At 38.8% G+C, this 26,469-nt stretch carries 23 protein-coding genes, 1 pseudogene and 2 riboswitches; of the genes and pseudogenes, 15 read left to right on the top strand and 9 right to left on the bottom strand.

Annotated elements, in window-relative coordinates; genetic code table 11:
- Positions 1 to 203: 203 nt before the first annotated feature.
- The 3 genes from BMMGA3_RS14015 to BMMGA3_RS14005 all read right to left on the bottom strand — a co-directional run bounded on the left by BMMGA3_RS14015 (position 204) and on the right by BMMGA3_RS14005 (position 3,147).
- Entirely contained in the window at positions 204 to 791 is a 588-nt protein-coding gene (locus BMMGA3_RS14015; protein WP_003349464.1) for a class D sortase, read from the bottom strand.
- Positions 788 to 1,993 (bottom strand): processed acidic surface protein, encoded by a 1,206-nt coding sequence (locus BMMGA3_RS14010; RefSeq protein ID WP_003349465.1) that lies wholly within the window; start codon positions 1,991 to 1,993, stop codon positions 788 to 790. Before BMMGA3_RS14010 ends, BMMGA3_RS14015 begins: the two co-directional genes overlap by 4 nt.
- Positions 1,994 to 2,316: 323 nt before the next feature.
- On the bottom strand, positions 2,317 to 3,147 hold the full coding sequence (locus BMMGA3_RS14005) for an aldo/keto reductase (protein WP_003349467.1): 831 nt from the start codon (positions 3,145 to 3,147) through the stop codon (positions 2,317 to 2,319).
- Positions 3,148 to 3,429: 282 nt separating this feature from the next.
- On the opposite strand from BMMGA3_RS14005, the gene rodA reads away from it, so the two are divergent.
- Positions 3,430 to 4,602 (top strand): rod shape-determining protein RodA, encoded by a 1,173-nt coding sequence (rodA, locus tag BMMGA3_RS14000; RefSeq protein WP_003349470.1) that lies wholly within the window; start codon positions 3,430 to 3,432, stop codon positions 4,600 to 4,602.
- A 73-nt stretch (positions 4,603 to 4,675) separates the two neighbouring features.
- Here the strand turns inward: rodA and BMMGA3_RS13995 are convergent, their stop codons facing one another.
- From BMMGA3_RS13995 to BMMGA3_RS13980, 4 genes and pseudogenes are all read right to left on the bottom strand, one after another.
- A complete protein-coding gene (locus BMMGA3_RS13995) occupies positions 4,676 to 5,743 on the bottom strand; it encodes a Ger(x)C family spore germination protein (RefSeq protein WP_003349471.1) in 1,068 nt (355 codons plus the stop codon).
- On the bottom strand, positions 5,740 to 6,798 hold the full coding sequence (locus tag BMMGA3_RS13990) for a GerAB/ArcD/ProY family transporter (RefSeq protein ID WP_318533219.1): 1,059 nt from the start codon (positions 6,796 to 6,798) through the stop codon (positions 5,740 to 5,742). The genes BMMGA3_RS13995 and BMMGA3_RS13990 overlap by 4 nt, the downstream gene beginning before the upstream one ends.
- A gap of 52 nt (positions 6,799 to 6,850) precedes the next feature.
- Positions 6,851 to 8,344, bottom strand: coding sequence for a spore germination protein (locus BMMGA3_RS13985; protein ID WP_003349473.1), 1,494 nt, complete (start codon positions 8,342 to 8,344; stop codon positions 6,851 to 6,853).
- A 118-nt stretch (positions 8,345 to 8,462) separates the two neighbouring features.
- Positions 8,463 to 9,458, bottom strand: a pseudogene (locus tag BMMGA3_RS13980) (ABC transporter substrate-binding protein).
- A gap of 195 nt (positions 9,459 to 9,653) precedes the next feature.
- Here BMMGA3_RS13980 and BMMGA3_RS13975 point away from each other — a divergent pair.
- The 4 genes from BMMGA3_RS13975 to BMMGA3_RS13960 all read left to right on the top strand — a co-directional run bounded on the left by BMMGA3_RS13975 (position 9,654) and on the right by BMMGA3_RS13960 (position 12,910).
- The gene (locus BMMGA3_RS13975) at positions 9,654 to 10,658 is read left to right on the top strand and encodes a FecCD family ABC transporter permease (RefSeq protein WP_003349476.1); all 1,005 of its coding nucleotides are present in this window, start codon (positions 9,654 to 9,656) and stop codon (positions 10,656 to 10,658) included.
- On the top strand, positions 10,655 to 11,713 hold the full coding sequence (locus BMMGA3_RS13970; RefSeq protein WP_003349477.1) for a FecCD family ABC transporter permease: 1,059 nt from the start codon (positions 10,655 to 10,657) through the stop codon (positions 11,711 to 11,713). The genes BMMGA3_RS13975 and BMMGA3_RS13970 overlap by 4 nt, the downstream gene beginning before the upstream one ends.
- Before the next feature lie 34 nt (positions 11,714 to 11,747).
- Positions 11,748 to 12,590, top strand: a complete 843-nt coding sequence (locus BMMGA3_RS13965) for an ABC transporter ATP-binding protein (protein WP_003349479.1) — start codon at positions 11,748 to 11,750, stop codon at positions 12,588 to 12,590.
- Positions 12,591 to 12,658: 68 nt separating this feature from the next.
- The gene (locus BMMGA3_RS13960) at positions 12,659 to 12,910 is read left to right on the top strand and encodes a YusU family protein (protein WP_003349481.1); all 252 of its coding nucleotides are present in this window, start codon (positions 12,659 to 12,661) and stop codon (positions 12,908 to 12,910) included.
- Positions 12,911 to 13,021: 111 nt separating this feature from the next.
- Here the strand turns inward: BMMGA3_RS13960 and BMMGA3_RS13955 are convergent, their stop codons facing one another.
- A complete protein-coding gene (locus BMMGA3_RS13955) occupies positions 13,022 to 13,768 on the bottom strand; it encodes a YqjF family protein (protein WP_003349482.1) in 747 nt (248 codons plus the stop codon).
- Positions 13,769 to 13,917: 149 nt separating this feature from the next.
- Between BMMGA3_RS13955 and BMMGA3_RS13950 the strand changes: the two genes are divergently transcribed.
- The gene (locus BMMGA3_RS13950; RefSeq protein WP_003349486.1) at positions 13,918 to 15,327 is read left to right on the top strand and encodes an FMN-binding glutamate synthase family protein; all 1,410 of its coding nucleotides are present in this window, start codon (positions 13,918 to 13,920) and stop codon (positions 15,325 to 15,327) included.
- A 183-nt stretch (positions 15,328 to 15,510) separates the two neighbouring features.
- Positions 15,511 to 16,428 (top strand): proline dehydrogenase family protein, encoded by a 918-nt coding sequence (locus tag BMMGA3_RS13945; RefSeq protein ID WP_003349487.1) that lies wholly within the window; start codon positions 15,511 to 15,513, stop codon positions 16,426 to 16,428.
- Between the two features lie 172 nt (positions 16,429 to 16,600).
- Here BMMGA3_RS13945 and BMMGA3_RS17585 read toward each other — a convergent pair whose 3' ends face one another.
- Positions 16,601 to 16,732 carry a YuzL family protein gene (locus BMMGA3_RS17585; RefSeq protein ID WP_081485711.1) on the bottom strand — a complete coding sequence of 44 codons (132 nt, stop codon included), beginning with the start codon at positions 16,730 to 16,732 and terminating at the stop codon, positions 16,601 to 16,603.
- A 236-nt stretch (positions 16,733 to 16,968) separates the two neighbouring features.
- Here BMMGA3_RS17585 and BMMGA3_RS13935 point away from each other — a divergent pair, with 236 nt between their 5' ends.
- The 8 genes from BMMGA3_RS13935 to BMMGA3_RS13900 all read left to right on the top strand — a co-directional run bounded on the left by BMMGA3_RS13935 (position 16,969) and on the right by BMMGA3_RS13900 (position 26,209).
- The gene (locus BMMGA3_RS13935) at positions 16,969 to 19,353 is read left to right on the top strand and encodes a 3-hydroxyacyl-CoA dehydrogenase/enoyl-CoA hydratase family protein (RefSeq protein ID WP_003349489.1); all 2,385 of its coding nucleotides are present in this window, start codon (positions 16,969 to 16,971) and stop codon (positions 19,351 to 19,353) included.
- A gap of 35 nt (positions 19,354 to 19,388) precedes the next feature.
- Positions 19,389 to 20,564 (top strand): acetyl-CoA C-acetyltransferase, encoded by a 1,176-nt coding sequence (locus BMMGA3_RS13930; protein WP_003349490.1) that lies wholly within the window; start codon positions 19,389 to 19,391, stop codon positions 20,562 to 20,564.
- Between the two features lie 59 nt (positions 20,565 to 20,623).
- Positions 20,624 to 22,408, top strand: a complete 1,785-nt coding sequence (locus BMMGA3_RS13925) for an acyl-CoA dehydrogenase family protein (RefSeq protein WP_003349491.1) — start codon at positions 20,624 to 20,626, stop codon at positions 22,406 to 22,408.
- A 155-nt stretch (positions 22,409 to 22,563) separates the two neighbouring features.
- Positions 22,564 to 22,923, top strand: coding sequence for an arsenate reductase family protein (locus BMMGA3_RS13920; RefSeq protein ID WP_003349492.1), 360 nt, complete (start codon positions 22,564 to 22,566; stop codon positions 22,921 to 22,923).
- A gap of 97 nt (positions 22,924 to 23,020) precedes the next feature.
- Positions 23,021 to 23,404: a glycine cleavage system protein GcvH gene (gcvH, locus tag BMMGA3_RS13915; RefSeq protein WP_003349493.1), complete on the top strand. Its 384-nt coding sequence runs from the start codon at positions 23,021 to 23,023 to the stop codon at positions 23,402 to 23,404.
- A gap of 369 nt (positions 23,405 to 23,773) precedes the next feature.
- Entirely contained in the window at positions 23,774 to 24,139 is a 366-nt protein-coding gene (locus BMMGA3_RS13910; protein ID WP_034669618.1) for a toprim domain-containing protein, read from the top strand.
- Between the two features lies 1 nt (position 24,140).
- Positions 24,141 to 24,452, top strand: a complete 312-nt coding sequence (locus tag BMMGA3_RS13905; protein WP_003349497.1) for a thioredoxin family protein — start codon at positions 24,141 to 24,143, stop codon at positions 24,450 to 24,452.
- A gap of 250 nt (positions 24,453 to 24,702) precedes the next feature.
- A riboswitch (SAM riboswitch) is annotated at positions 24,703 to 24,803 on the top strand.
- Positions 24,804 to 24,892: 89 nt separating this feature from the next.
- Positions 24,893 to 26,209 carry an O-acetylhomoserine aminocarboxypropyltransferase/cysteine synthase family protein gene (locus BMMGA3_RS13900; RefSeq protein ID WP_003349500.1) on the top strand — a complete coding sequence of 439 codons (1,317 nt, stop codon included), beginning with the start codon at positions 24,893 to 24,895 and terminating at the stop codon, positions 26,207 to 26,209.
- 142 nt (positions 26,210 to 26,351) lie between these two features.
- Positions 26,352 to 26,465: riboswitch (SAM riboswitch) on the top strand.
- Positions 26,466 to 26,469: the final 4 nt, after the last annotated feature.

The raw sequence follows: 26,469 nt of genomic DNA, 5'->3' as shown, positions 1-26,469 counted from the left end.
CAAATAAGCTGTTTCATACGTAAAATTAGTTGTTTTCCGTGCAGTCGAATGGCGATTTAAAAGAAGCTCTGTTTCAAAAGGCAAAGGGTCAGACCCCATAATACAATATATAGGACATCATGTTGGATAAATGTGCTATATATTGATAAACGAACATGGGGTCAGACCCTTATGAGACAGCCTCGTGCATTTGTTCATTGTTCTTATTTTTTAACTAAGTCAGCTACTAACACATATCTTTCAGGAGCATCTCCGATAAAATGAAACGGATAGCAAGTTGTTACTGTTAAAGTTGCCCTCGGTTTCGGGACAATAACCGTTTTATCATCTGCATCAACAATCCGGACTTTTCGGACTTTATACGTAAATTCTCCTGCAGAAGTAGTGACAATTAACAAGTCTCCTATGCCAACTTTACCAAGCTTCCGGAAAACAGTATCACGGTGTCCGGAAAGAACTGAATTATCATCTTCACCTGGAAGAACGCTGCCGGCAAAATGACCGACACCTTTTTCCAGTTCCTCTTCATTTGTTCCGTGAATGATTGGGAGTGTGCTTGAGATTTTTGGAATGTATAGTTCTCCTATTTTTTCTCCTAGTTTTGGACGATGTGGGTACAAAACATTCTCTTCTGTTTTCGTTTTTTGTATAGAATCTTTTGCTTGAACAACTTCTTCTTTCGCATGGTTCGATTTTGTGGCTGTAAAAAATGGCTGGATATTTGAAAGCAGCAGCCAGGCACCGGCAATAATGGCTGCTGCACCCAGAACAAATCGAATGTTCCGGGTCATGAAAGCTTCACGTTCCGCTTCCGGAACATGAGTGCGCCTGATGCAATAAGAGCTAGCCCGGCAAGAATGCCCTCAACATAATTTCCGGCTGTGTTCGGCAATTTACCGCCTTTTATGGTTTTGATTGTTTTATGTGATTTATGTGTTTTAAGTGTTTTTTCTATTAGTGGTTCTTGTTTTTTTATGATTTCTTCTGCTTGATTCAAATCGGAAGCAGTATCTTTGAGCAGTTCGGAACTGAACATGTTAGCCGTAATCAGTATATCTGCAAGAAAATCACCTTTGGTGTTGTATAACTCAATTAACAGGTCGCGGCCTTTTGTATCTTCTAATTTCATCAATTCATCTGTTGAAAGAGCTATTCTGTCATTTCCTTTTACAAGGAAAAATTTAGCGTCCATTTGGAAAAGATCCATCATTTCCCTCATAATGCTCGTAAGCTCGGTAAGCTGCTCTTCTGAAAGATCATTGGCACTTTCAAAATCACCTAAAGCAGTCATTCGATTTCCAAGCTCCATCATTTTATCTAAAAATGCCGGATCTTCCAAATTTAAAGACATGAAGTGGGTCATGAGTGCTTCGATTTCTTTATCTGTTATGCCCAAATCCGCAAGCATTTGTGAGATTTCACCCTTGCCGGGGATCTCGGCAACGCCAAGATAGATTGAAACCATTAAATCAAGATCTTCAATATATTGATAGTTTTCAAGAGAATCATCATTTTTCTTTAAAAGTTCAATTAAATTTTCTTTTGTTTTTAGCCCATACTTGTCAATTAATTCTTGAAGATTTTCGTCGGTAATTTCCGTTCCAGTATCTTTGTAATAAGAGACAGTAGAATCTAATGCATCATAGTATCGAAAAACATCACGAATATTTTCTCCAGCTTCCATTTCACCGTTTTCAACTAGAAAGGCAACCAATTCTTCTTCATTTGCAAATCCATATTCAGTCAGAAGCTTCTGAAGATTTTCTTCTGTAATTGGTTCGCCAAGAAAATCTTTTAATTCATCGATTGTTTCAAAATCGTCAATGCTCATATCCCAAAAATATTCAAGATGGTCGTTAAGTTCTTCTTTTGTCCAATTTGTTTCTTTAAGAAAAGCTGCTAACTCGTCATCAGGTGGTGCGGCAAAGCTTGCATTAGGGAAAATGCCAAATAATACAATAAAAGAAAGTAATAAGATTTTTATACGGTTCAATGCTAATTCCTCCTGGATTTTTTAATAAACTCCAGATAAATATACTAGAGAAATATTTTTCTTGATAGAATTGTAATTGTTATGGAAATACTGTAAAATAATTGGTCTCTATTCGAATAAATAACATGGTTGAGAAACCCAGTATTATCAAGGGTTTCCCTTCTTGTTTCCCTAGGTATAGCGTGACTTGCTATACCATTTCTTCCTAAAATTTCTATATTTACCTCTAATTTATAAACTTTGATGGGTTAAAGCGAAAATTTGATAACCAAACAAAAAAGCTCCCGACATTACTTATCATGCATGACGGAAGCTTACACGAATTAAAATTGAAAATTATCTGGGTCTTTGCCAAACCGTTTATTTTCGTTTAATGCATTGATTGCTGCCATATCTTCACTTGTTAATTCAAAATCAAATATATCTGCATTTTCCTTTAGTCTTTCAGGATGAACAGATTTTGGAATGACAATCACATCGTTTTGTAGATGCCAGCGCAAAATAATTTGAGCCGGTGATTTTCCATATTTTTCGCCAAGACTTTTTAATGTTGGGTGATCAAAAATTCTTCCTCTAGCAAGCGGCGACCATGCTTCGACTTTAATTTGATGTTGATTACAAAATGAACGCAATTCTTCTTGCGATAATAAAGGATGGAGTTCTACTTGATTAACGGTTGGTATTTCATCAAAATGATCCATAATATCTTGTAAATGATGAATTTGAAAATTGCTGACTCCAATCGCCCGTACTCTTCCCTCTTTATACAATTGAACCAATGCTTTCCACGTGTCTAAATATTTTTCTTTTACTGCCCAATGAATTAAATATAAATCGATATATTCTAAATCAAGCTTTTTTAAGCTTTTTTCAAAAGCACGCAACGTAGAATCATAACCTTGGTCATCATTCCACACTTTAGATGTGACAAATATTTCTTCTCTTGGTATGCCGCTTTCTTTAATCGCTTGCCCTACACCTTCTTCATTTTCATATAATGAAGCCGTATCAATTAAGCGATACCCTAAATCAAGGGCAGTTTTTACTGTATTTACTACTTGATCCCCATTTTCAACTTTATAAACTCCTAAGCCAAAATAAGGCATCTTCACACCATTATGTAAGACTGTCGTCCCTTGAAGCGTTTTTTTCATGAAAATTCCCCCCTTTTCCATTTTCATCATTTATTTTACTAAAAGTACTGATGACAGTGAAGGAAGATATTTGACAAAAAAGGTGTCACTCCCAATCCTAACCGAATCCGTCTTCTTGTTTCTTGAAAAAATATCCATTCCATATTAATAAGTTGTGATTTAAAGATATTAAAAATATAATGAAGTATTGAGGACCGTATGTGTGGGTTACGGAACCAACGAAAGTTTATGGATGTTTACACATGCGTTCCCATGGGAATTGCCTTTTAAAGGAGAATTAGTATGACTTCGAAACAAAATTCAAACTCCAGACTTGATTATGGTCTTGTTTCTATATTATTGCTATTATTTCTAGCCAGTTGTGTAGCAATCTACAGCGCACAAATGACCGGACAATACCACGAAAATTTTCTGTTGAAGCAAATCTTATGGTATATAGTTGGCTGCGGCATTATTGCGGCCGTTATTACATTAGACTCTGACCAGTTGAAAAAAATATCTTGGTACGCCTATGGTTTTGGTCTGTTTTTGCTTGGATTTCTAATTGTCGCCCCAAGCAGTATAGCCCCGGTTATCAATGGGGCAAAAAGCTGGTTTAAAGTTCCGGGAATGGGATCTCTCCAGCCGTCGGAATTTGTAAAAGTATTTATAATATTGACACTGGCAAGAGTAATTGAGGAACATCATCAAAAATATCGGCTGAAAACAACTCAGACCGATTTTATGCTTCTCATAAAAATTGGAATCGTAACAATGGTTCCTCTTATGCTTGTTATGCAGCAGCCCGATCTTGGAACTTCGCTTGTTTTTATTGCAATTATGCTTGGAATGATCTTTATTTCCGGTATTTCATGGAAAATATTGGTGCCGATCTTTGGGACGGTTGTTTCTCTTATTTGCATCATCTTTTACTTTGTACTATGGAAACCTGATATTCTTGAAAAATATCTAGGGGTAAAACAGTATCAGTTCGGCCGAATTTATTCTTGGATCGATCCATACAATTATCAAAGTACAGCCGGCTATCAATTAACTAAGTCTTTATTAGCGATAGGCTCGGGACAGACAACCGGCAAAGGGTTTGGAACAAGGGATGTATATTTGCCTGAAAGCCATACAGACTTTATATTCAGTATTATCGGGGAAGAGTTTGGATTTATCGGAGCAAGTGTGCTTGTCAGTTTGTTTTTCTTGTTAATTTATCAAATAACGAAAATTGGAATGGAGACGAAAAATCCATTTTACACATATGTGTGTGTAGGAGTTATTAGCATGATCACGTTTCACGTCTTCCAAAACATCGGGATGACAATCGGACTTCTTCCGATTACTGGAATTCCGCTGCCATTTATCAGCTACGGGGGAAGTTCATTAATGGGCAATATGCTCGCAGTCGGCCTCATATTTTCAATACGTTATCACAATAAAAAGTATATGTTTTCAACGACAACATAAGAAAAGCGAAGGGAAAGCCCTTCGCTTCATTTAATAAACGGGAAGTAAAACCTCAAACCCAGGGAAGTTTCCTTTATTCAATGACTCCTTCTTCGGCAAGAATGACTTTTGTATTTACATCGACTGTCAGGTTTTGATATTCATCATCCCATTTTGAAAAATCGAAGTTTCTTGTCCTGCTTTTGACAAATGCGCCGAATCCGATTGGGTCAATGTTTTTTTCTCGGAACCTGGAAATTAACTTTGAACATTGTTCTTTTATGTCTTTTTCCATTGTTTTTTCAATGTTATCCTTTATTTTCCTGGTTAATTGATTTCCGGTATAATCCGTTATTTCGCCTTTTAATTTTATGTTTAGTTCGATTTTATATGGATTTCTTCCGATTAATTTCATTTTATTCTTTGATGAAATGATTTCTATCGAAGCTTTATTGCCGTTAGCTCCAACATTAGTGGTACCTTCATTATATTGATCGGTCATTAATTTAAAGAAAAATAATTTATCAACGGAAAGCTCATCTACTACTTTGTCTTCTTTAAATAAGCAGAGTCCGTTAATTTCGATATTTTTTTTACTACTTTTTTTTAAAAGAGGCAAGTAGCCGTCTTTGCCTTTTTGATAATAATCCGATAAGAAAATCTTTAAATTGGATTCAGGCAAATCTTGGTGTTCCATGTTGTGTTCAAATAGGCGGGACAGGTAAACTGCATTTCCTCTGTTCCCGTATTCCCCTTCAAGAACATCTTTCGCGTCCCCTTCCGTTACCCCTAAATTTAGTCTTCCCCCAATACTTGCATCTCTTTCAAAAGAATCGAGGAGATCTTTGATCCCTTTTTTAGCGAGATCATTTCCAAAAAGGATCCCTTCAAGGCTTCCTCGGACAATCGGGTCTGACACTTTCTTCTGTATCTCTTTACTTACTTCAAATGGTCCACGGGAAACTGCAGAATATGTAACATTTTTAATCGTTTTATCGGGCAAAAATTCAGGCACTAGGAATGTCCCGCGCACTTCCTTCTCATTTACATAATCATAACCACTTGCTAGTTTAAAACTGACATCATCAACGACTTCTTTATTAAGACAGCCTGATAAAAAAAGAATACAAAGCATAAAACATAAATTGTGCTTTATTCTCATTTGCCTTTCACCTTCTTTGCAATTAAGACGGACATAAACAGAAGGGGAATATAAACATATGAAAACCAAAAACCCGCCTTGGAGATATAGCCATCAAGTAGCTTAATTTCTTCTCTCGTCTGAAAAGTAACAGAGACGATTAAACAAACGATTGCGATAAGAAGTACACTGATCTTTTGTTTGAGATTGACTATTCGTTTTATTAACCTGCTTGAAATCCAAATCGCTAAACAAATATTTGGAAGAATAATTAAGAGCCAGGTTGCAATCCCTATATATTCTAATCTTTCAACAAACGGCAATTCTGCAACTCTCCACATTTGGAAAGTTGGCCAAATGGTCCTCCTAAGCATTTCTTCAGAAAAAAAGGCGAATGTAAGAACAGCCAAACCGGTATATAACAAAGTGGTTAACAATACACCAAGATGTGCCCACTTTTTTGATTTTTCCGGTTCTTTAATAAAAGGGTAACAGTATAGAACGACTTCAAATCCTAAATAGCTTAGTGACATATTTTTGGCGCTAATAGCAAACTCTTTCAGCGAGTGGTCAAAAATGGGAAGCAGATTATTGAAATTGGAATATTTCAAACTGAATAAAAATATAAAGATTAGGTAGGATGGGATAACAATGCTGAAAAAAGCTATGCCGACGATCGTTCGAAAACCGCCAAATATAATATAAATAACTAGGAGTATTATTCCTAAAGAGAATAAGAACGTACTCATTTCATGGAACATCCATACTTGAATTATTTCAACATATGACCTTAATACAGTAATGGCATAAGCAGAATAATATAAAATTATCAAGGAACTGATTGCTTTCCCAAGTATATTGCCAAAAACATACGTATGAGCAGAAACAATATCCCCGTTCACAGTCTCGCAAATTTTGTAGATCATCCAAAGAATCACATGAAGGCTGAGGCCTGTTATCAGCACGGAAATCCAAGCATCATAGCCAGCCCCTTCGGCAATGAATTGCTGATATCCTAATATACCAATTCCGATTTGCATAGCCATTATCACATAACAAACGAGAAAAGGGGAAATTTGAAGACGTTCTGGAATGGATGGCTGCTGTATGGCGGTTCACCTCCCGTCATTATTCGTCGATATCTTTTTTCACTTTTGCTTTTTTCTTTCCGAAGCGGATAGGCTGCTCGGTTCTTAAATATTCCGGACGCATCCGCTGCTTATCAAAAGGCAAGCGGATTAATGCGTCCTTTAAGTCCGCCACTCTTGGAGGATACAGCGGTTCTAAAAATGGCCGTCCGAGAGAATCAAGTCTGATTAAATGGGTCAACAAAATACAAAAACAAAATACAATTCCAACCAGGCCCCAGAGCTCAGCAAAGAACAAAAAAGGGAACCGCAAGAGCCTGATTGAAACGCCTATTTTGTAAACCGGAGTAGTGAAAGAAGCAAGGGCAGATAGGGCCACCATAATTAAAAGAATATTACTTGTAAGACCTGCTTCAACAGACGCCGTTCCAATTACGATTCCGCCTACGATGCCGATTGTCTGGCCGACTTTTGTCGGGAGCCGGGCTCCTGCTTCTCGCAGGAGTTCAATAACTAATTCCAATAACAGTGCTTCTAAAATTGGAGGGAGGGGAACCACCCTTCTCGAGCTAATTAACGTAGTTAATAGATCCTTTGGAATTAACTCATAGTGATATGTTAACGCTGCTACATAGACAGGTGTTACTAATATGGAAAAGGCAACTGAAAACAAGCGCAGCATTCGGAAAAAAGATGCAGAATGCCAGAGAAGATTGTAATCTTCAAATGCATTGAAAAATTCAACAATTGTCGTTGGTGCAATTAATACATGCGGGGATCCATCAACGACTACGGCAACTTTCCCTTCAGCCAGAATTGCTGCAATCCGGTCCGGCCGTTCCGTATCAAGCATTTGCGGAAAGGGAGAATGCACGTTGTCCGCAATAAGCTGAACAATATAAGAACTGTCTGTAATCTGGTCATATTCGATTTCCTGAATGCGCTGTCTAACCGTATTTACGTTTTGCGGGTCTGTTATTCCATCGATATGAAGGATTGCGATTTTCGTTTTTGAAATGTTGCCGACGGAAAGAGACTCAATCACAAGTTCTTTTACAGGTACTCTTTTGCGAATTAAATTAAGGTTTTGGTCAATGGATTCAACAAATGCTTCCTTTGGGCCGATGACACTAAACTCAACCTCGGGTTGTGCAAGATTGCGGACGAGCAGTTTTGGAGTGCTGATAAAGGCAAAACGCTTTTCGTCCGGTTCAATCGTTAACATAACATAGCCGTTAAAAAGCTTTTGTTCGATGATTGACGGATCGTCCGAAATTTCCATATCTGAAATGGGAATGATTTTTTTAATATCATCCAGAGACGTGAATTCATTCTCCTGTAGATGCGGGAGAACAGTCTGGTGAAGAACGTTTTGATCAATTAATGTAGACACGAACGTTAAAGAAAAGCGAATGTTGTTTTTTTGATTGTAGTAAAAAGTTTTTTTATAATCATAAGATTTTAAGAGTACTTTTTGCCCATCTTTTTTATCGAATTCTTCTTTGTTGCGATTGTTTTTAAACCATTTTTTCATTTTTACTCACCATCTCTTTGGCATTACACATATTGTTGCCGATTTTGGAATCTTTATGAATTAAGTTGCAAAAAAAGAATCCGCATTGGTTCATGCGGATTCTTTTCAATTGCAGTTTTTAATTTGTGAGCATTATTTTTTCAAGTTCATCTAGCATTTGGTTAGCTGCTATAACGCCGCCGGCAGTATTCCAAATCGCGTCATTAACTTCATGGGCATTTCCGTTCTTAACAGCATTTAAGTTTTTCCAAAGGGGATCACTTGTCCATTCTTTTGCTGTATTAAGAGCTTCTTGATCACCTTCTGGTGCATATGTGAAGTAGAAAAGAATGTCCCCATCCATTTTAGGAATGAGTTCTTTTCCAACCTCAATCGCAAGTTTTCCAAGTTTATTATTTCCAGTAAAAAGCTCTTCCTGTTGTTTAGGACGTTTAAATCCTAATTGATCGAAAATAACCCCGGAAAAGGAATCTGTGTAATAAATACGAGCAGTTCCAGCCATGAAACGAACAACAGAAACTTCTTGATTTACTTTATCACCTAGTTTTTGTTTTAAATCGGCTGCTTTTGCATCAAAATCGCTTAATACTTTGTTTCCTTTTTCTTCAAGGTTTAAAGCTTTCGCATATAATTGAAAGTTTTCTTTCCAATCTCCTCTGAGAGTTTATGAAAAAACAGTTGGAGCAATCGCACTTAATTTATCGTACACAGCTTCTTGACGCAATTTGTTTCCAATAATTAAATCAGGTTTCAATGCTGCAATTTTCTCCAAATTTACTTCATGCTCAACTCCTACGACTTCGACCCCTTCCATATCATTCTTAATATGATCGTACCACGGATCTCCAAGCCATGATTGAACAGCTCCAACGGGTTTTACTCCTAGAGCCAGCAAGGCTTCCGTTCCTTCGTTTGTAAGGACGACGACTCTTTTAGGTGTTTTTTCTAATTTAGTTGTTCCCATTGCGTGTTCAACTGTATAGCTTGTATCTTCTGTTTTTTTGTCGTTTTCTTTTTTCTCAGTTGCCGTCTCCTCTGCATTGTTTCCGCAAGCGGCAAGAAGGAAGAGCGTGAATAAAGAAATAATAGCAAATAGCGATTTTAATTTTTTCAACTTATGTATGCCTCCTCAATATTATTGTTAATGATAATCATTATCATTTATAACTTATCATAATGTGATTCCTATGCAATGTCAACAATTAATTGATAATGATTTTCAAAGTCATTGACAGATTCTCATGATTACAATAGACTGAAACTTGAAAATGGACCATACATAAATAAACAGGTTAGAAGGTATTTGGCTATGCTGTTAAAAAACACAAGGCAGAAATGGATGGGGTTTTTGCTCGCCATTGTTTTGCTGCTTTTTTTCATATGTGCGAGCATTGTTTACGGGTATACGGATACGACTTGGAAAATGGCTATTGACGCATTTACCCATTTTAATGGATCAAATGAACATCTTGTGATTCAATCGGCAAGAGTTCCTCGTGCATTCATTGCCGCTGCAGTTGGAGCGAGTTTAGCCATTTCAGGAGTCTTAATGCAAACGTTAACGAAAAATCCGCTTGCATCACCGGATATATTCGGAGTTAATGCAGGAGCCGGAGTTGCTGTCGTAATAGGCGTAACGATGTTCAGTTTGGGGAATCTTCATTTTTTTACGTGGCTTTCTTTTTTAGGTGCTGCTATAGCTGCTATAAGTGTTTATGTGGTTGGATCCATTGGAAGGGAAGGATTAACTCCGATGAAGCTCACACTTGCCGGTGCAGCCATGACAGCAATGTTTTCTTCTTTTACCCAAGGTCTTCTCGTATTAAATGAAGCCGCGTTCGAACAAGTGTTATTTTGGCTTGCAGGGTCCGTTTCCGGAAGAAAGCTGGAAAATTTAACTACTGTCCTTCCATATTTGGCCGCTGGCTGGATTGCTTCGCTGTTAATAGCAGCAAAAATGAATGTTTTTTCAATGGGAGAAGATGTGGCGAAAGGTCTTGGATTAAATACAGTGTTTTTAAAAATAGGCATCGGAATGATTGTCATCCTTCTTTCAGGAGGGGCAGTTGCAGCCTGTGGCCCCATTGGATTTATTGGAATTGTCGTTCCTCATCTTACCCGTTTTATTGTAGGGATCGACCATCGCTGGGTAATTCCTTTTTCAGGCGTGCTTGGCGGAATGCTATTGATAGCAGCTGACATTGCATCCAGATATATTTTAATGCCCCGGGAAGTTCCGGTCGGTGTTATGACAGCCATTATAGGAACCCCATTTTTTATTTATATTGCTAGAAAGGGGTTCAGTGGGCGATGAAACAACGATATAAAAACTTTCGAATATTTAAAGGGAAAATATCATATTTAATCGATAATAAAGGACTATTTGTTTTCTTCGGGTTGTTGCTTACGGCATCATTTGTTTTTGTTTTAAGCACAGGAATGGGAGAGATGAAAATCAGTCCTCTGGATGTTTTGCAAGTGTTGATTGGCGGAGGTTCTGAAACAGACCGCCTCGTGATCCTGTCGTTCCGGCTGCCGAGAATCATCATTGCTTTCATGGCCGGAATGGGGCTCTCAGTCGCTGGAGGGATTTTGCAGGGCATGATCCGGAACCCGCTCGCATCTCCTGACATTCTGGGTATTACCGGGGGAGCAACCGTTGCCGTTGTCGGTTTTTTAGCTGTTTTTAGTGATAAAAATCATTCTTTAACAGTAAGCATTAGTTGGCTTCCGGCAGCCGCATTTTGCGGAGCTGCCGCCGTTGCTTTTCTCGTTTATCTTTTAGCATGGAAAAACGGTGTATCATCGGTAAGGCTCGTTCTTATTGGTATTGGAATTATGACATTAATGAAGGCTTTGACAACAATCATGATGATTTTAGGGCCTATTTATCAAGCCAGCCAGGCAAATATTTGGATTACCGGGACCGTGTACGGGTCAAATTGGAAAAACGTTGGAATTCTCGTTCCATGGATTGTCCTTCTTCTTATAATAGCCTTTATTTATGCAAGACATGTTAATATCCAAGAGCTTGGTGATGATATCGCAGCCGGTCTTGGAAGCCATGTTCATAGACAGCGCTTCACTTTACTGATGATCAGTACTGGTTTAATTGGCAGCTCTGTCGCTTTTGCAGGGGGAATCGGTTTTGTCGGTTTAATGGCACCTCATATGGCAAGGCGGCTTGTTGGTTCCGCCTTTGGAGCTTTATTGCCGGTTTCGGCGCTTTTAGGCGGAATATTGGTCATGCTTGCAGATTTAATTGGCCGAACATTGTTTTCGCCGTTAGAAATACCTGCCGGTGTTTTTACAGCAAGCATTGGGGCACCATATTTTATCTACTTATTGTTTAAAACAAGGAATTCTTAGGTTTAAAGAAATACTAGTAAAGGAGCGGGTATAAATGGGGCAGGCGATAGAAACGAATAAACTGACGCTTTCATACGGAGAAACTATTATTATTAATGAACTTGACCTTAAAGTTCCAAGAGGTGAGATCACAGTTTTTATAGGCGGGAACGGCTGCGGAAAATCGACACTGCTTCGTTCCATTGCCCGGCTTCTTAAACCTAAATCAGGCGCCGTTTTGCTTGAAGGGGAAGCCATATCCAAATTATCAACAAAAGAGGTAGCAAAAAAAATGGCCATTCTTCCGCAATCTCCGGCAGCACCTGAAGGCCTCACTGTTCTTCAGTTGGTGAAACAAGGCAGATATCCTTATCAATCTTGGCTGAAACAGTGGACAATCGAAGACGAAACGAAGGTAAGAAAAGCGTTAAAAGCAACCGGTTTAGACCATTTAAAAGACCGGACTGTCGATTCGTTATCAGGCGGGCAGCGCCAGCGCGCCTGGATTGCTATGACCCTTGCTCAGAATACGGATATTATTTTATTGGATGAGCCAACAACTTATTTGGATATGGCTCATCAAATTGAGATTTTGGATTTGCTTTTTGAATTAAACGAAACAGAAAAACGAACAATTGTGATGGTTCTTCATGATTTAAATTTAGCATGCCGCTATGCGCATAATATTGTCGCTATTAAGGATCAAAAGATTTATGCCCAGGGAAAACCAGAACATGTCATTAATTGCAGCCTTGTCAAAAATGTATTTGGCATGGACTGTGAGGTTACGATGGATCCGTTATTTGGAACACCCTTGTGCATTCCGTATGGAAAAGGAAGATGCATTTTAAAAGGAACGCCTGTTTTGCATGGTTCCGAGTCTTACAGATTTAACTAATTAAAATTGCGATTTTGGGCGGAAAATATCCGCAAACATGCAAACGGCTTATGTAAGGAGGGGCCTTTTTGGAAGAAAAATTTTACGAGCAATTTGATGCTTTGCTTACCAAATATACAGAACTGTTAATTGGTGACACGAATGATGAATTAAAAGAAAAGGTGAAAATATGGGCTTTATACACGCACATTGCTAAATCGATGCCGCCTCTTGCCAAGCACTGGAATGAATTATATCCAGATGCAAAGGAAGAAATGAAACAACTCGTTCGAGAAATTAAGCAATTAAATGAAGCCCATCGTGCAAAAAAGAATGGATAAAAAGGGGTTAACTTATTAAGTGATGGCTTAAAAAGGTCTGACTCCCTCCAACAACAACAATAATTAGAATCGTTTTATATGTATTTATTGGAGGGGTCTGTCTTTTTCGCATTAAAAACGTACTTTTTTAATATTCCAGATAAGCGCATCAACTCCTTTCGAGAAATGAGAAATGGGTTTTACTTCAGTAAAGTCAAAATGAAAAGGAGAAAAAAGTGTATTTGTACATATTTCTGTCTCTGCTTTTTGCAGCGGCCATGGACGATGGTGTATTTCACCGCAATAGATATTGGCTCCGTTATCGGTACTGTAGAGGCAATATCGTTCTGTAAGCCAATGGTCCAGCGTTCCTTCTTTAGCAAAATAAACTTCTGATAAAGGAACGTAATTTCCATTAAATATTATTGGAGTATTTGTTTTTCCTTTGCGAATACTTTTGCAATGAAAGGTTTGTCCTTTTTTTTGAAAAGAAATTTGTGCAGAATAATAAGGCAAACGAAACAATTTTTTTGCAATTGTATATGTGATCCAGTGCTCGGCATCAAGGGACATAAAATAAACACCGGGTTTCCCATTGCATTGAACATATGTCCTTACATTGATTTCTGGAAATGGAGGGACTAACGATACATATGACAATCCACGAGGATAAATTCCTTCCAAAACAAATAGAACAATACCCAACCACGCATATCCATTAAAGGTGTCGATTTGTAAGGGAGGGGGAATATGCGGGCGCAGTGTTTCAGGTGGTACAGGCCAATGAGCAAACAATAGATTACTCCAAGTTTGCCGCATAATCCATTTTTTCGAAGGTAATGGCCAAGGACGGTGAGTGATATCATTTATTAAGTTCATGAAAATTACCTCCTTTAGCTTTGTAAATATTTTGTGCTTGGCTTCGCTCACCTATGAAGCAAATCACGCCAAAAAACATGTTTTCCCTTCTTTAGGGAAATAATGAGAGTGGAGAACGGTTTAATTTATGTAATAGTGGAGAAATGAATATGTCGAACATTTTTTATATATTGATTTTTGTGATGATTACAATATTATTTGTCCTTTTTTTATTCATTCTTGTTGGTTGGCGTTGGTTTATGAAACGAATGGTGAAGCAGATGGGAAAAATCATTCTGAGCGACAGCTATCAAGAAAATATTATTGAGATGATACCAGGCTTTCGGCATATTGGCATTCAAAATGTGCTTGAAAATAACTTGCGTGCAGAATCAGGTGATCTCCTTCATCGCCCGCTTGGCTCTTCAAAAAAATGGCCGCATTTTGATCCGATTACATTTATTCCTGCACAGACGACGCCGTTTCCAGTTGATAATGAAGAAGAAGTAGATGTTAAAGTAACAATTGGTCCAAAAGCGAAAAAACCATTGGAAATTAACATTCCGCTTTTGATCAGCGGGATGGCCTATGGGATCGCACTCAGTGAAGAAGTGAGGATTGCTTTGGCCCAAGCAGCTAAAAACACAGGAACAGCGATTAATTCAGGTGAAGGCGGAATATTGCCTGAAGAATTAGACAATGCAGGAAAGTATATTTTACAGTTTTCAAAAACACAATGGTCAAAGGAAGAAGAAGTTATTAAACGTGCCAATATGATTGAAATTAAGCTTGGACAAGGCGCATTAGTCGGGATGGGCGGAAAAATTTCACCAAATAATTTAACAGGCCGTGCTCGTGAAGTGATGGGGCTTAAAGAAAATGAGGATGCAGTGATTTATGAGCATTTTTTTGAAAATCAAACATTAGAAGATATGAAAGAACTAGTTGAGTACCTTCGAAACCTTTCAGGAGGTGTTCCAATTGGCGTAAAAATGGGGGCAGGAGGAAAAATTGAAGAAGACATTGATCATTTAATTGACATTGGTGTTGATTTCATTACGATTGACGGCGGACAAGCGGCCACACTCGGTGCACCTCCCATTTTAGCTGATGATTTTGGAATACCGACATTGCATGGAGTTGTCCGGGCTGCTAATCATCTAGAAAAGAGGAATATGAAGGGACAAGTTAGTTTAATTGTCTCGGGGGGGCTTTTTACCCCCGGGCACTTTTTAAAAGTTCTTGCACTCGGCGCAGATGCTGTTGCTTTAGGGTCTGTCATGCTATTTACTGTAGCACATAAACAAATATTAAATGCTCTTCCATTTGAACCGCCTACACAAGTTGTTTGGAATGAAGGAAAATTCAAGGATAAATTTAAAGTCGAAGAAGGAGTGAAATCAGCGGAGAAATTCTTAATATCAAGTACAGAAGAAATAAAAATAGCATTAAGAGCGATGGGGAAACGATCTTTAAAAGAGCTGTCAAAAAAAGATTTAGTGTCCTATGATTATTTGACCGCACAAATGATTGGAGTTCCGTTTTCATTTGAGCCTTGGGAAGATAAGCAAAAAGAATAAGGAAGCGTCCGAATAATTATTATATTAAGAAAATTATTACTCGACAAAATTCGATCTTTTTTTTGTGAAATCATGTCCAAAAAACATAATAAGTGATAAAATTAAGATGGCAAATACAATTTTGAAATATTAGTAGAAATCGAATTTTAAACAATTGTAATCGTTTTCACATGGAGGTAGATTATGGAACAGGCAATGAGAGATTTTTTTCTCTTTTTATCTAAGAATAAAACCTTAACAAAACTTGCAAAAAAATATGGCTTGCGCTTTGGCGCCTCCCGTTTTGTTGCAGGTGAAACAATCGAACAGGCAGTGAATGTCATTAAAGATCTTAACAAAAAAGGTTTAGTTGTTACGATCGATTACCTTGGTGAGTTTGTTGATAATGAAAAAGAAGCAAATGAAATGGCGGATCATTCAATTGAAGCAATAAAAGCGATCGGCCGGGAAAAGTTAGACTCGCAGCTTTCTTTAAAAATGACTTCAATGGGATTGGATATTTCCGATGACGTGGTTATGCGAAATATGCACCGCATTCTTGATACAGCAAAAGAAAATGGTGTATTCGTTACGATTGATATGGAAGATTTCTCCCGCTGTCAAAAAACACTCGATATTTTTAAACAGTTAAAATCTGAATACGACAATGTTGGAACGGTTATTCAGGCTTATTTGTACCGCACCGTTCAGGATATAGAAGATTTGAATCAATACTCGCCAAATCTTCGCCTTGTTAAAGGGGCATACAAAGAATCTCAGGAAGTGGCTTTTCCGGATAAAAAAGATGTCGATGAAAACTTTAAAAAGATTATCAAAATGCATTTGCTGAATGGCAATTATACAGCTGTTGCTACACATGATGATGCGATCATTGAATATACAAAACAGCTTGTAAAAGAACATAATATTCCGACCAGCCAATTTGAGTTTCAAATGCTTTACGGAATTCGCCCAGAAAGGCAGCTTGAACTTGTGAAAGAAGGATATAAAATGCGCGTCTACGTTCCATATGGAACTGACTGGTATGGTTATTTTATGCGCCGCCTTGCAGAACGCCCGGCAAACGTTGCCTTTGTATTAAAAGGAATTATAAAAAAATAGAAAAAGGACAGGCTTATTTAACGGCCTGTCTTTTCCTATTTTACTTCTTAATTTGCTAACCGGTGAATTTTCAATTATTACGGCGAAAAATCATGTTCCAACCGCCGAAAGTTAGTACTTAACGGCGAAAACATGATCTTTAACCGTTAAAAGTCTCACACAAGAATGATCCTTACTTCTTATATTGGTTATTTTGGCTGTTGACTTTTCCGCCGCCGTCCATTTCAACTGTCGGACCTGCGTTGCCTTTTACGCTGGCAGCACTGACCCCTGCTTTAGAAGGATTCTTTTTTCTTTTCGCCATCGCTTTTACCTCCGATTCCAAGGTTGTGTCAGTAAAAAGCTCCAATAGTGCAAGCTTCAATTTTAGAATGCCCATTTACTTAACATCAAAACAGAAAATATTTTTTCTAAAATTTTTCAATTTTCCGTATTTGATTATTGCGGAAATTTTTTTAATATTTTATATTTAACGTAGGTAATTTTTTTGGCAGAAAAATGAATGAGTGTTCATTCAAAGTGTCAAAGGAGGAGACAAAATTGATCGAACGTATTCAAAAGGCTGCGGTCCTTGGATCAGGAGTAATGGGATCAGGAATTGCCGCACACCTGGCTAACATCGGCATCCCAACATTATTGCTTGATATTGTGCCTCGCGAATTAACAGAAGAAGAAAAAGCAAATGGCTTAACACTTGAAGATAAACAGATTCGAAACCGCCTTAGCTCTTCTGCACTCCAAAAACTGTTGAAGCAAAAGCCGGCTCCGCTAACCTCCAAAAAAAACCTTGCATTAATTGAACCAGGGAACTTTGAAGATGACATGATTCGGTTAAGTGAAGTTGACTGGATTATCGAAGTTGTTGTTGAAAATTTGGAAATTAAGAAGCAAGTATTTGAAAAAGTGGACCAATACCGTAAACCGGGCAGCATTGTAAGCTCGAATACTTCCGGCATTTCGGTTGAGGCAATGGCAGAGGGGCGTTCAGAAGACTTCAGGAAACATTTCCTTGGTACTCACTTTTTTAACCCGCCGCGATATTTAAAGCTTCTTGAAGTGATTCCTACAAAGGATACAGCAGCGGAAGTTTTAGCTTTTATGAAACAATTTGGGGAAGACGTTCTTGGCAAAGGCGTTGTTGAGGCAAAAGACACGCCGAACTTTATTGCGAATCGAATTGGAACATACGGCCTTCTCGTTACGGTTCAGGAAATGCTTAAAGGCGGGTACAGTGTAGGAGAGGTTGATTCCGTTACAGGTCCGCTAATCGGCCGTCCAAAAAGCGCCACTTTCCGAACCCTTGATGTTGTAGGGCTTGATACGTTTGTTCATGTAGCAAATAACGTTTATGAGCAAGTTGAAGGCAAAGAAAAAGAAGTATTTGAAGTGCCTGTTTTCATGAAAGAAATGCTCAATAAAGGCTGGCTTGGAAGCAAGTCAGGCCAAGGTTTTTTTCTGAAGAAAGGCAAAGAAATTCTGGAATTGGATCCAGCAACAATGGAATATGGCCCGCGAAAAAAATTAAAAACAGCCGCTACAGAAATGAGCAGACAGGAAAAAGGCACAGCCAATAAAATGAAAGCGCTTGTATATGCTGAAGATCGTGCCGGCAGCTTGTTATGGAATATTATCAGTCCAGTTCTTGTTTACTCCGCTGAGCTGCTTGGAATCATTGCCGATGATATTGTCGCAATTGACAGAGCCATGAAGTGGGGATTTGGATGGGAATTAGGCCCATTTGAAACGTGGGATGCCATCGGCCTTGAAACATCATTGAAAAAGTTCGAAGCATCTGGAAAAGAAGTACCTGTCTGGGTGAAAGAAATGGTAGAAAAAGGATTTTCTTCTTTCTATAAAGAAGAAGACGGAAATGTTTTCTTCTACCATAACGGTGAATATAAGCTTTTAGAAGAAAATCCAAAAATAATCAACCTTAAGCTTCTAAAAAAACAAAAAGGTGTCATTAAAAAGAACAGCGGAGCAAGCTTGATAGACCTTGGCGACGGTGTAGCGCTTCTTGAGTTCCATTCTCCAAATAATTCCATCGGCCTTGATATTATTCAAATGATCAATTTTGCAATTGATGAAGTTGAAAAGAATTATAAAGGTCTTGTCATCGGAAATCAAGGGAAAAACTTCTGTGTCGGTGCCAACCTGGCAATGATCCTTATGGAAGCTCAAGATGACAACCTTTTTGAACTTGAAATGGTTGTTCGCAATTTCCAGAAGGCTGCCATGAAGATTAAATATTCCAAAAAACCAGTAGTAGCAGCACCATTTGGTATGACACTTGGCGGTGGGGCAGAAATATGCTTGCCTGCGGCTCATATTCAGGCTTCATCAGAAACATACATGGGTCTTGTCGAAGTAGGAGTTGGTCTTATTCCGGGAGGAGGCGGAAATAAAGAACTTTATATTAAGCATCTTGAAAGCCTCCCAAACGGAATTGATTTTGACTTGCAAAAAGTTGCGAATAAAGTATTTGAAACAATTGCAATGGCTAAGGTGTCGACTTCCGGTGAAGAAGCACGCGAGAATCACTTCCTAAATCATGCTGATGGAATAAGCGTTAACAGCGATCATCTTCTGTATGATGCAAAGCAAGCTGTACTGGCACTCTATGAAAAAGGCTATAAACCACCTGTACGCAAAAAAATCCCGGTTGTTGGAGAAACGGGTTATGCAACATTGCTTCTCGGTGCTCAGTCAATGTACCACTCAGGTTATATTTCAGAGCATGATTTGAAGATTGCCAAAAAGCTTGCTTATGTCATTGCCGGAGGCAGGGTGCCGTTTGGAACAGAAGTGGATGAAGAGTACTTGCTTGATCTTGAAAGAGAAGCATTCCTAAACCTTGTTGCAGAACCCAAATCGCAAGCTAGAATGCAGCATATGCTTGTCAAAGGCAAACCGCTTCGCAATTAAAAGATTTATATAAACATAGAAAGAGAGGGAACGGAATGAGAGAAGCAGTAATCGTGGCCGGTGCACGTACTCCAGTTGGGAAGGCGAAAAAGGGAACGCTCGCCAATGTACGTCCGGACGATTTAGGGGCGTTGGTTGTTAAAGAAACGATCAATCGTGCCGGCAATTATCAAGGAAATATTGACGATTTGATTATTGGATGTGCGATGCCCGAAGCTGAACAAGGGATGAATGTGGCCAGAAATATCGGGGCACTGGCAGGCCTTCCGTATACTGTGCCTGCCATTACCATCAATCGCTATTGTTCATCGGGCTTGCAATCGATCGCTTATGCAGCTGAAAGGATTATGGTCGGCGCCTCTGACACCATTATTGCCGGAGGAGTTGAATCAATGAGCATGGTTCCGATGATGGGCCATGTTGTGCGTCCAAATGCTAGGCTTGCAGAAACAGCACCGGAATATTATATGGGCATGGGTCATACAGCTGAAGAGGTAGCCAAAAAATACGGAATTTCCCGTGAAGACCAAGATGCTTTTGCGGTGCGAAGCCATAAGAAAGCGGCAAAAGCCATTCAGGAAGGCAAGTTTGAAGAAGAAATTGTTCCGGTGGATGTAACGATAAGGTCTTTCGACAAAAACAATAAGTTAGTTGAGAAAACGATCAAGTTTACGACAGATGAAGGCGTCCGCCCGGAAACAAATATGGAGGCACTGGCAAAGCTTCGGCCTGTTTTCTCGGTTAACGGTACTGTTACAGCGGGCAATGCGTCGCAAACAAGTGATGGAGCTGCGGCAGTTATGGTAATGGACCGTGAAAAAGCCGAATCACTCGGCTTAAAGCCTCTGGCCAAATTCAGATCATTTGCTGTTGGCGGCGTGCCGCCGGAAATTATGGGAATCGGACCTGTTGTAGCCATTCCTAAAGCATTAAAACTCGCTGGTTTGGAATTATCCGACATTAGCTTATTTGAATTAAACGAAGCATTTGCATCTCAATCGTTGCAGATCATTCGTGAACTTGGCCTCGATGAAGAAAAAGTTAACGTGAACGGTGGTGCAATTGCCCTTGGTCATCCGCTTGGATGTACAGGAGCAAAGCTGACTCTTTCACTTATTCATGAATTAAGAAGAAGAAACGAACAATTTGGTGTTGTCACAATGTGCATAGGAGGCGGAATGGGGGCAGCCGCAGTTTTTGAATTACTCTAAAAATGAATTGGGAGGATCCACAAGTGTTTCTTCCAAGATAAAGAATGGAGGAAAAATCAATGTCGAACGAAACTCAAAACATAGTTAAAGGCGGAAGCTTTTTAATTGAAGATGTTTCATATAAACAAGTCTTCACCCCAGAAGATTTCAATGATGAACAAAAAATGATTGCAAAGACAACAGAAGATTATGTTGTCAATGAAGTTTTACCTCAGCTTGAGCAATTAGAAAACCATGAGTTTGACCGATCTTTAAAATTACTAAAGCAAGCTGGCGAATTAGGCTTATTAGGTGCAGATGTACCTGAAGAATATGGAGGCCTAGGACTTGATAAAATCAGCTCAGCTCTTATTGCAGAGAAAATGTCTCGTGCAGGCGGCTTCTCCATTTCCCACGGAGCACATGTCGGAATCGGCTCCCTTCCAATTGTCCTTTTTGGAAATGAAGAACAAAAGCAAAAATATCTTCCGCTTCTGGCAACAGGTGAGAAGATCGCAGCATACGCTTTAACAGAACCGGGATCGGGTTCTGATGCTCTTGGTGCGAAAACGACTGCAAAATTAAATGCAGAAGGCACTCACTTTGTCCTAAATGGTGAAAAACAATGGATTACAAATGCAGGATTTGCAGATGTATTTATTGTTTACGCTAAAATTGACGGCGAGCATTTCACTGCCTTCATCGTAGAAAGAGAATTTCCTGGGGTTTCAACAGGCGCAGAAGAAAAGAAAATGGGGATTAAGAGTTCTTCTACTCGGACGCTAATTTTGCAAGATGCGCTAGTACCGAAAGAAAACCTTCTTGGTGAACCGGGAAAAGGGCATGTCATCGCTTTTAACATCCTGAATATTGGACGTTATAAGCTTGGTGTTGGTGCAGTGGGAGGTTCGAAACGTGCATTTGAAATAACTGTTCAATATGCAAACCAGCGCCAGCAGTTTAAAACACCAATTGCACAATTTAATTTAACAAAAGAAAAATTTGGCACGATGGCTGCCAAGCTGTATGCTGCTGAAAGTTCGGTTTATCGCACAGTTGGTTTGTTTGAAGAGCGCATGAGCAATTTAACGAATGAACAAGTAAAAGATGGATTAGAGGTAGCAAAGTCGATTGCTGAATATGCGATTGAGTGCTCGCTAAACAAATTCTTTGCAACAGAAGTCCTTGATTATATTGCTGATGAAGGCGTTCAAATCCACGGCGGCTACGGCTTTATGGCGGAATATGAGATTGAAAGAATTTATCGTGATTCCCGGATCAACCGCATTTTCGAAGGGACAAACGAAATCAATCGTTTGCTTGTTCCTGGAACATTACTTCGCAAAGCAATGAAGGGCGAGCTGCCGCTTCTTCAGAAAGCACAGACCATTCAGGAAGAATTGATCATGCTTATGCCGGAAGACCCTGGCCATGAACCGCTTGCACAAGAAAAATATTTAGTGAAAAACGCGAAGAAAATCGGCTTGCTGGCTTGCGGCCTTGCAGCACAAAAATACGGCAAAGCGCTTGAAAAAGAACAGGAGATTCTTGTTAATATTGCTGATATTGTATCAAATGTTTACGCAATGGAATCGGCTGTATTGCGGACGGAAAAAGCAATTGAAAAATTCGGCTTAGAAAAGAGCAAACAAAAGCTTCTTTATACACAAATCTTTTGTCAGGAAGCATTCAACGAAATTGAACAACATGCAAAAGAAACGATTGTCGCAGTTGAACTAGGGGATGCACTCCGTATGCTTATTTCTGCACTGCGCAAATTTACCCGCCATACTCCAATTAATGTAATTGCCAAGAAACGTGAAGCTGCAAACAAGTTAATAGAAGCAGAACGTTATATCGTGTAATATAAATAGCTCCCTTCTCTTCTTTAGGGGGCTCTTACTTTATCAATCAAAAAATTGAAAAATGACACTCAATGTTAGGAAATTTATAAAAATTATGGTACTATGACAAATGACCAATTAAATTTTAGGGCAAGATATCATTAGGTGGTGGATTGATGGCATTAACTTTTTATTGGTATCCAAAATGCAGCACTTGCAGGAAGGCGAAAAAGTGGCTTGAAGAACATAAAGTTGCCTTTAATGAAGTACATATTGTGGAAAATCCTCCTTCACGTGCGGAATTAGAAGAAATGATGAAAAAAAGCGGGCTTGAATTGAAAAAGTTTTTTAATACAAGCGGCCAAAAGTATCGTGAATTAGGCTTAAAGGATAGAATAAAGGCAGCCTCACAAGACGAACTGCTTGATTTGTTAGCCTCTGATGGCATGTTAATCAAGCGTCCTATTGTAACTGACGGCAATAAAGTGACAGTTGGTTTTAATGAAGAGGAATTTGAGAAAATGTGGTTATCTTAAGTAAATATTGAAGAAACTAGTTTTTATTGGTACACACAGGTGAATAATTGTTATTATTCGAATATAGAATATGAATTAATTTTGGAGGGATTATTATATGAATACACCAAAAGAACTGCGTTATTCTGAAGAGCATGAGTGGGTAAAAGTAGAAGGGGATAAAGTGCGTGTTGGAATCACTGACTTTGCACAGTCTGAACTTGGGGACATTGTATTTGTTGAACTTCCTGAAGTTGGAGCTGAAGTGACAGCAAATGAGCCATTTGGAAGTGTTGAATCTGTTAAAACTGTATCTGAATTATATGCGCCGATTAGCGGCAAGGTTGTAGAAATAAATGAAGAATTGAATGACAACCCTGAATTTGTAAATGAATCTCCATATGAAAAAGCATGGATGATTGTAATCGAACCATCTGATCTAAGCGAAGTTGACAACTTAATGACCGCTGAACAATATGAAGAAATGATTAAAGAAGATTAATTTATAGAGCGCCTTGAAGTTTCAAGGCGCTTTTTTCATTGTTAAGGAAATTATAAAATCCATACCTTGTGTATTACTTTGAATGGGGTTTATCGTAATCTGGCTCCAGCGCCCAGCCCCTCGAGGTCACAAGCCAAATCACTCCAGAGTCTATCGACTCTTGCGTGATTCGTCTTGTGCTTGTCGGGGCTAAACGGGGCGCTTGCGCCTTTTGTTTTGATTAGGCAAAACGAACTTTCTAAGGCTTGTCTTTTGCAATCATTCTAAAAATAAGTAACAATAGAGTTATCTGCAATGGCGGGTTACACAAAAAGAACGATAACTGAATATGGTGATGTAAGAATATTACTCTATTCACAGGTGATAAAGATGATCGAAGACAAAATTGAGAAAGTTTTAATTGTTGAGGGGAAATCTGATAAAAGAAAAGTCAAAAGCATTGTAAAGGAGCCTGTTGAAATTTTTTGTACGAATGGAACAATCAGTATGACAAAGCTAGACGAATGGATTGATCTCTTTTTTGAAAAAGATGTTTATATACTTGTTGATTCAGATGAAGCGGGAGAAAAATTGCGCAAGCTATTAAAAAGGGAATTCCCTCACGCTGAACATATATATATAGACAAGATGTACAGGGAAGTTGCGACTGCTCCAGTCCATCATTTGGCTACCGTACTATTGGGAGCTAACATCGATGTTCACGCTCAATACTTAAAAAAGGAAGATTATTTTTAAAATGAAGGAATGGACACATCAAGATATTAAAAATTTAGTAAAAGATAAAAAAACAGCAGTCATCTATTTTTATACTCCTTTATGCGGAACGTGCCAGGTCGGAGGCAGGATGCTTGAAGTTGTGTCTGAATTACTGCCGGAAATTCCCTTCGGTAAAGCAGATTTAAATTACATGTCTGAACTTGCTAAAGAGCTTTCAATAGAAAGTGTACCATGTTTGCTGTTAGCAAAGGATGGAGAATGGGTGGAAAAAATATATGCCCTTCATTCTGTGCCTTATTTATTGGATAAAATCAAAACTACAATATATTAATTGAAGAATCAGGTGTTTTTCCTGGTTTTTTTTGTTTTGAATAGGGGCGGAGCTGTGCTCAAAAAAATAGAAATGTCAACTTGCTAGAGCAAGAATCTTGGTTAAGTGACTTGAGGCAATATTTTTCCTTACAAAGCCGTATGCTGAAAATAATTTGTTAGTAAAAGGATAATATTAGTTGACTATGAGCGTGAAAAATGATACTATCATTTTAAAATATTCAAACTAGTTTGACGAAAAAGATTATATAATCTTATCAAGAGTGGCGGAGGGACTGGCCCTATGAAGCCCGGCAACCGGTTTTATACACGGTGCTAATTCCAGCAGAGCAACTGCTCTGAAAGATAAGAAGAGATGATAATGACCCCTCTTCTTATTGAAGAGGGTTTTTTCATCTATGTTTTGAAAGAATCTTTCATTATTTTTAAGGAGAGTTGAAGATGACGGAAAAACAAAAGAATTATCGCCTTGAAACATTAGGAGTTCACGGAGGATTGTCCCCTGATCCGGTAACAGGGGCAAGAGCTGTACCTATTTATCAAAATAACGCATATCAATTTAAGAATACAGAGCATGCTGCAAATCTATTTGCTTTAAAAGAGCAGGGCTATATATATACGCGGATTCACAATCCAACTGTTACAGTATTCGAAGAAAGGGTTGCATTGCTAGAAGGCGGTGTAGGAGCATTGGCACTTGCCAGCGGACAGGCTGCCATTACGCTCGCTATCTTAAATATTGCCCATGCAGGAGATGAAATTGTAGCAGCATCCAATTTATACGGAGGAACATATAACCTTTTTACCGTAACGCTTCCGAAATATGGGATCAATGTTAAATTGGTTGACGCTACGGATCCGGAAAATTTTCGCAAAGCCATAACGGAAAAAACAAAGGCTGTTTTTGCTGAAACAATCGGAAACCCTTCTTTAAGAGTTCTGGACATTGAAAAAGTTGCAAATATTGCCCATGAAGCGGGAATTCCGTTAATTATTGATAATACATTTGCTACTCCATACCTTTGCCGTCCAATCGAGCATGGAGCTGATATTGTCATTCATTCTGCAACAAAATGGATTGTTGGAAATGGAACAACATTAGGCGGAATTATTGTGGATGGAGGAAAATTCGATTGGAATTCTCCGAAATTCCCTGGTTTCACTGAACCAGATCCAAGCTACCATAATATTGTTTACAGTGAGGCGCTTGGTCCTCTCGCTTATATTGTAAAAGCCCGTGTTCAGCTTCTTAGAGATATGGGTCCAGCATTAAGCCCGCAAAATGCTTTTCAATTCACGTTGGGACTGGAGACCCTGCATGTGCGGATGAAAGAACACGTTGCAAACGCACAAAAAATCGTCAGCTACTTGGAAAATCATCCGGCTGTAAAATGGGTTCTGTATCCTGGACATGAAAGCCATCCTGATAAAGCTCTTGCAGAAAAGTATCTGCCAAAAGGGGCTGGCTCGATCGTTGTTTTCGGAATCGAAGGAGGACGTGAAGCTGGCGCCAAACTGATCAATTCTCTAACACTTTGGGCGCATGTAGCAAATGTCGGCGATGCAAAAAGTTTAATTATTCATCCGGCAAGCACTACTCATCAGCAGTTGGATGCTGAAGGATTAAAAGCAGCCGGGGTTTCAGAGGATCTTATCCGTCTTTCAGTCGGGATCGAGCATGTGGATGATTTAATCGAAGATCTTGAGCAGGCAATTCAAACTGCAACAGGTATTACATCACTATCCGCAAAAGTTTAAAGACCTGCATTCAATAAATGCTAATAAATGTCATTGACACCTTTTTATATCCGTGATAGGATAACGTTTGTAATTATTTGCTGCTTAAATCTAATTTATATCTATCTATGAAAATATAAATTGAATAGAAAATGATGTTTCGCTCTTATCAAGAGAGGTGGAGGGATGTGCCCTATGAAGCCCGGCAACCGTCACTGCCAGTTATGCGGTGAAATGGTGCCAATTCACACAAAGCGTTAGCTTTGAGAGATGAGAGAAAG

Origin of the sequence: Bacillus methanolicus MGA3 (assembly GCF_000724485.1) — a bacterium.
Taxonomy (GTDB): domain Bacteria; phylum Bacillota; class Bacilli; order Bacillales; family Cytobacillaceae; genus Bacillus_Z; species Bacillus_Z methanolicus_A.
This window is presented reverse-complemented; position numbering and strand designations above follow the sequence as displayed.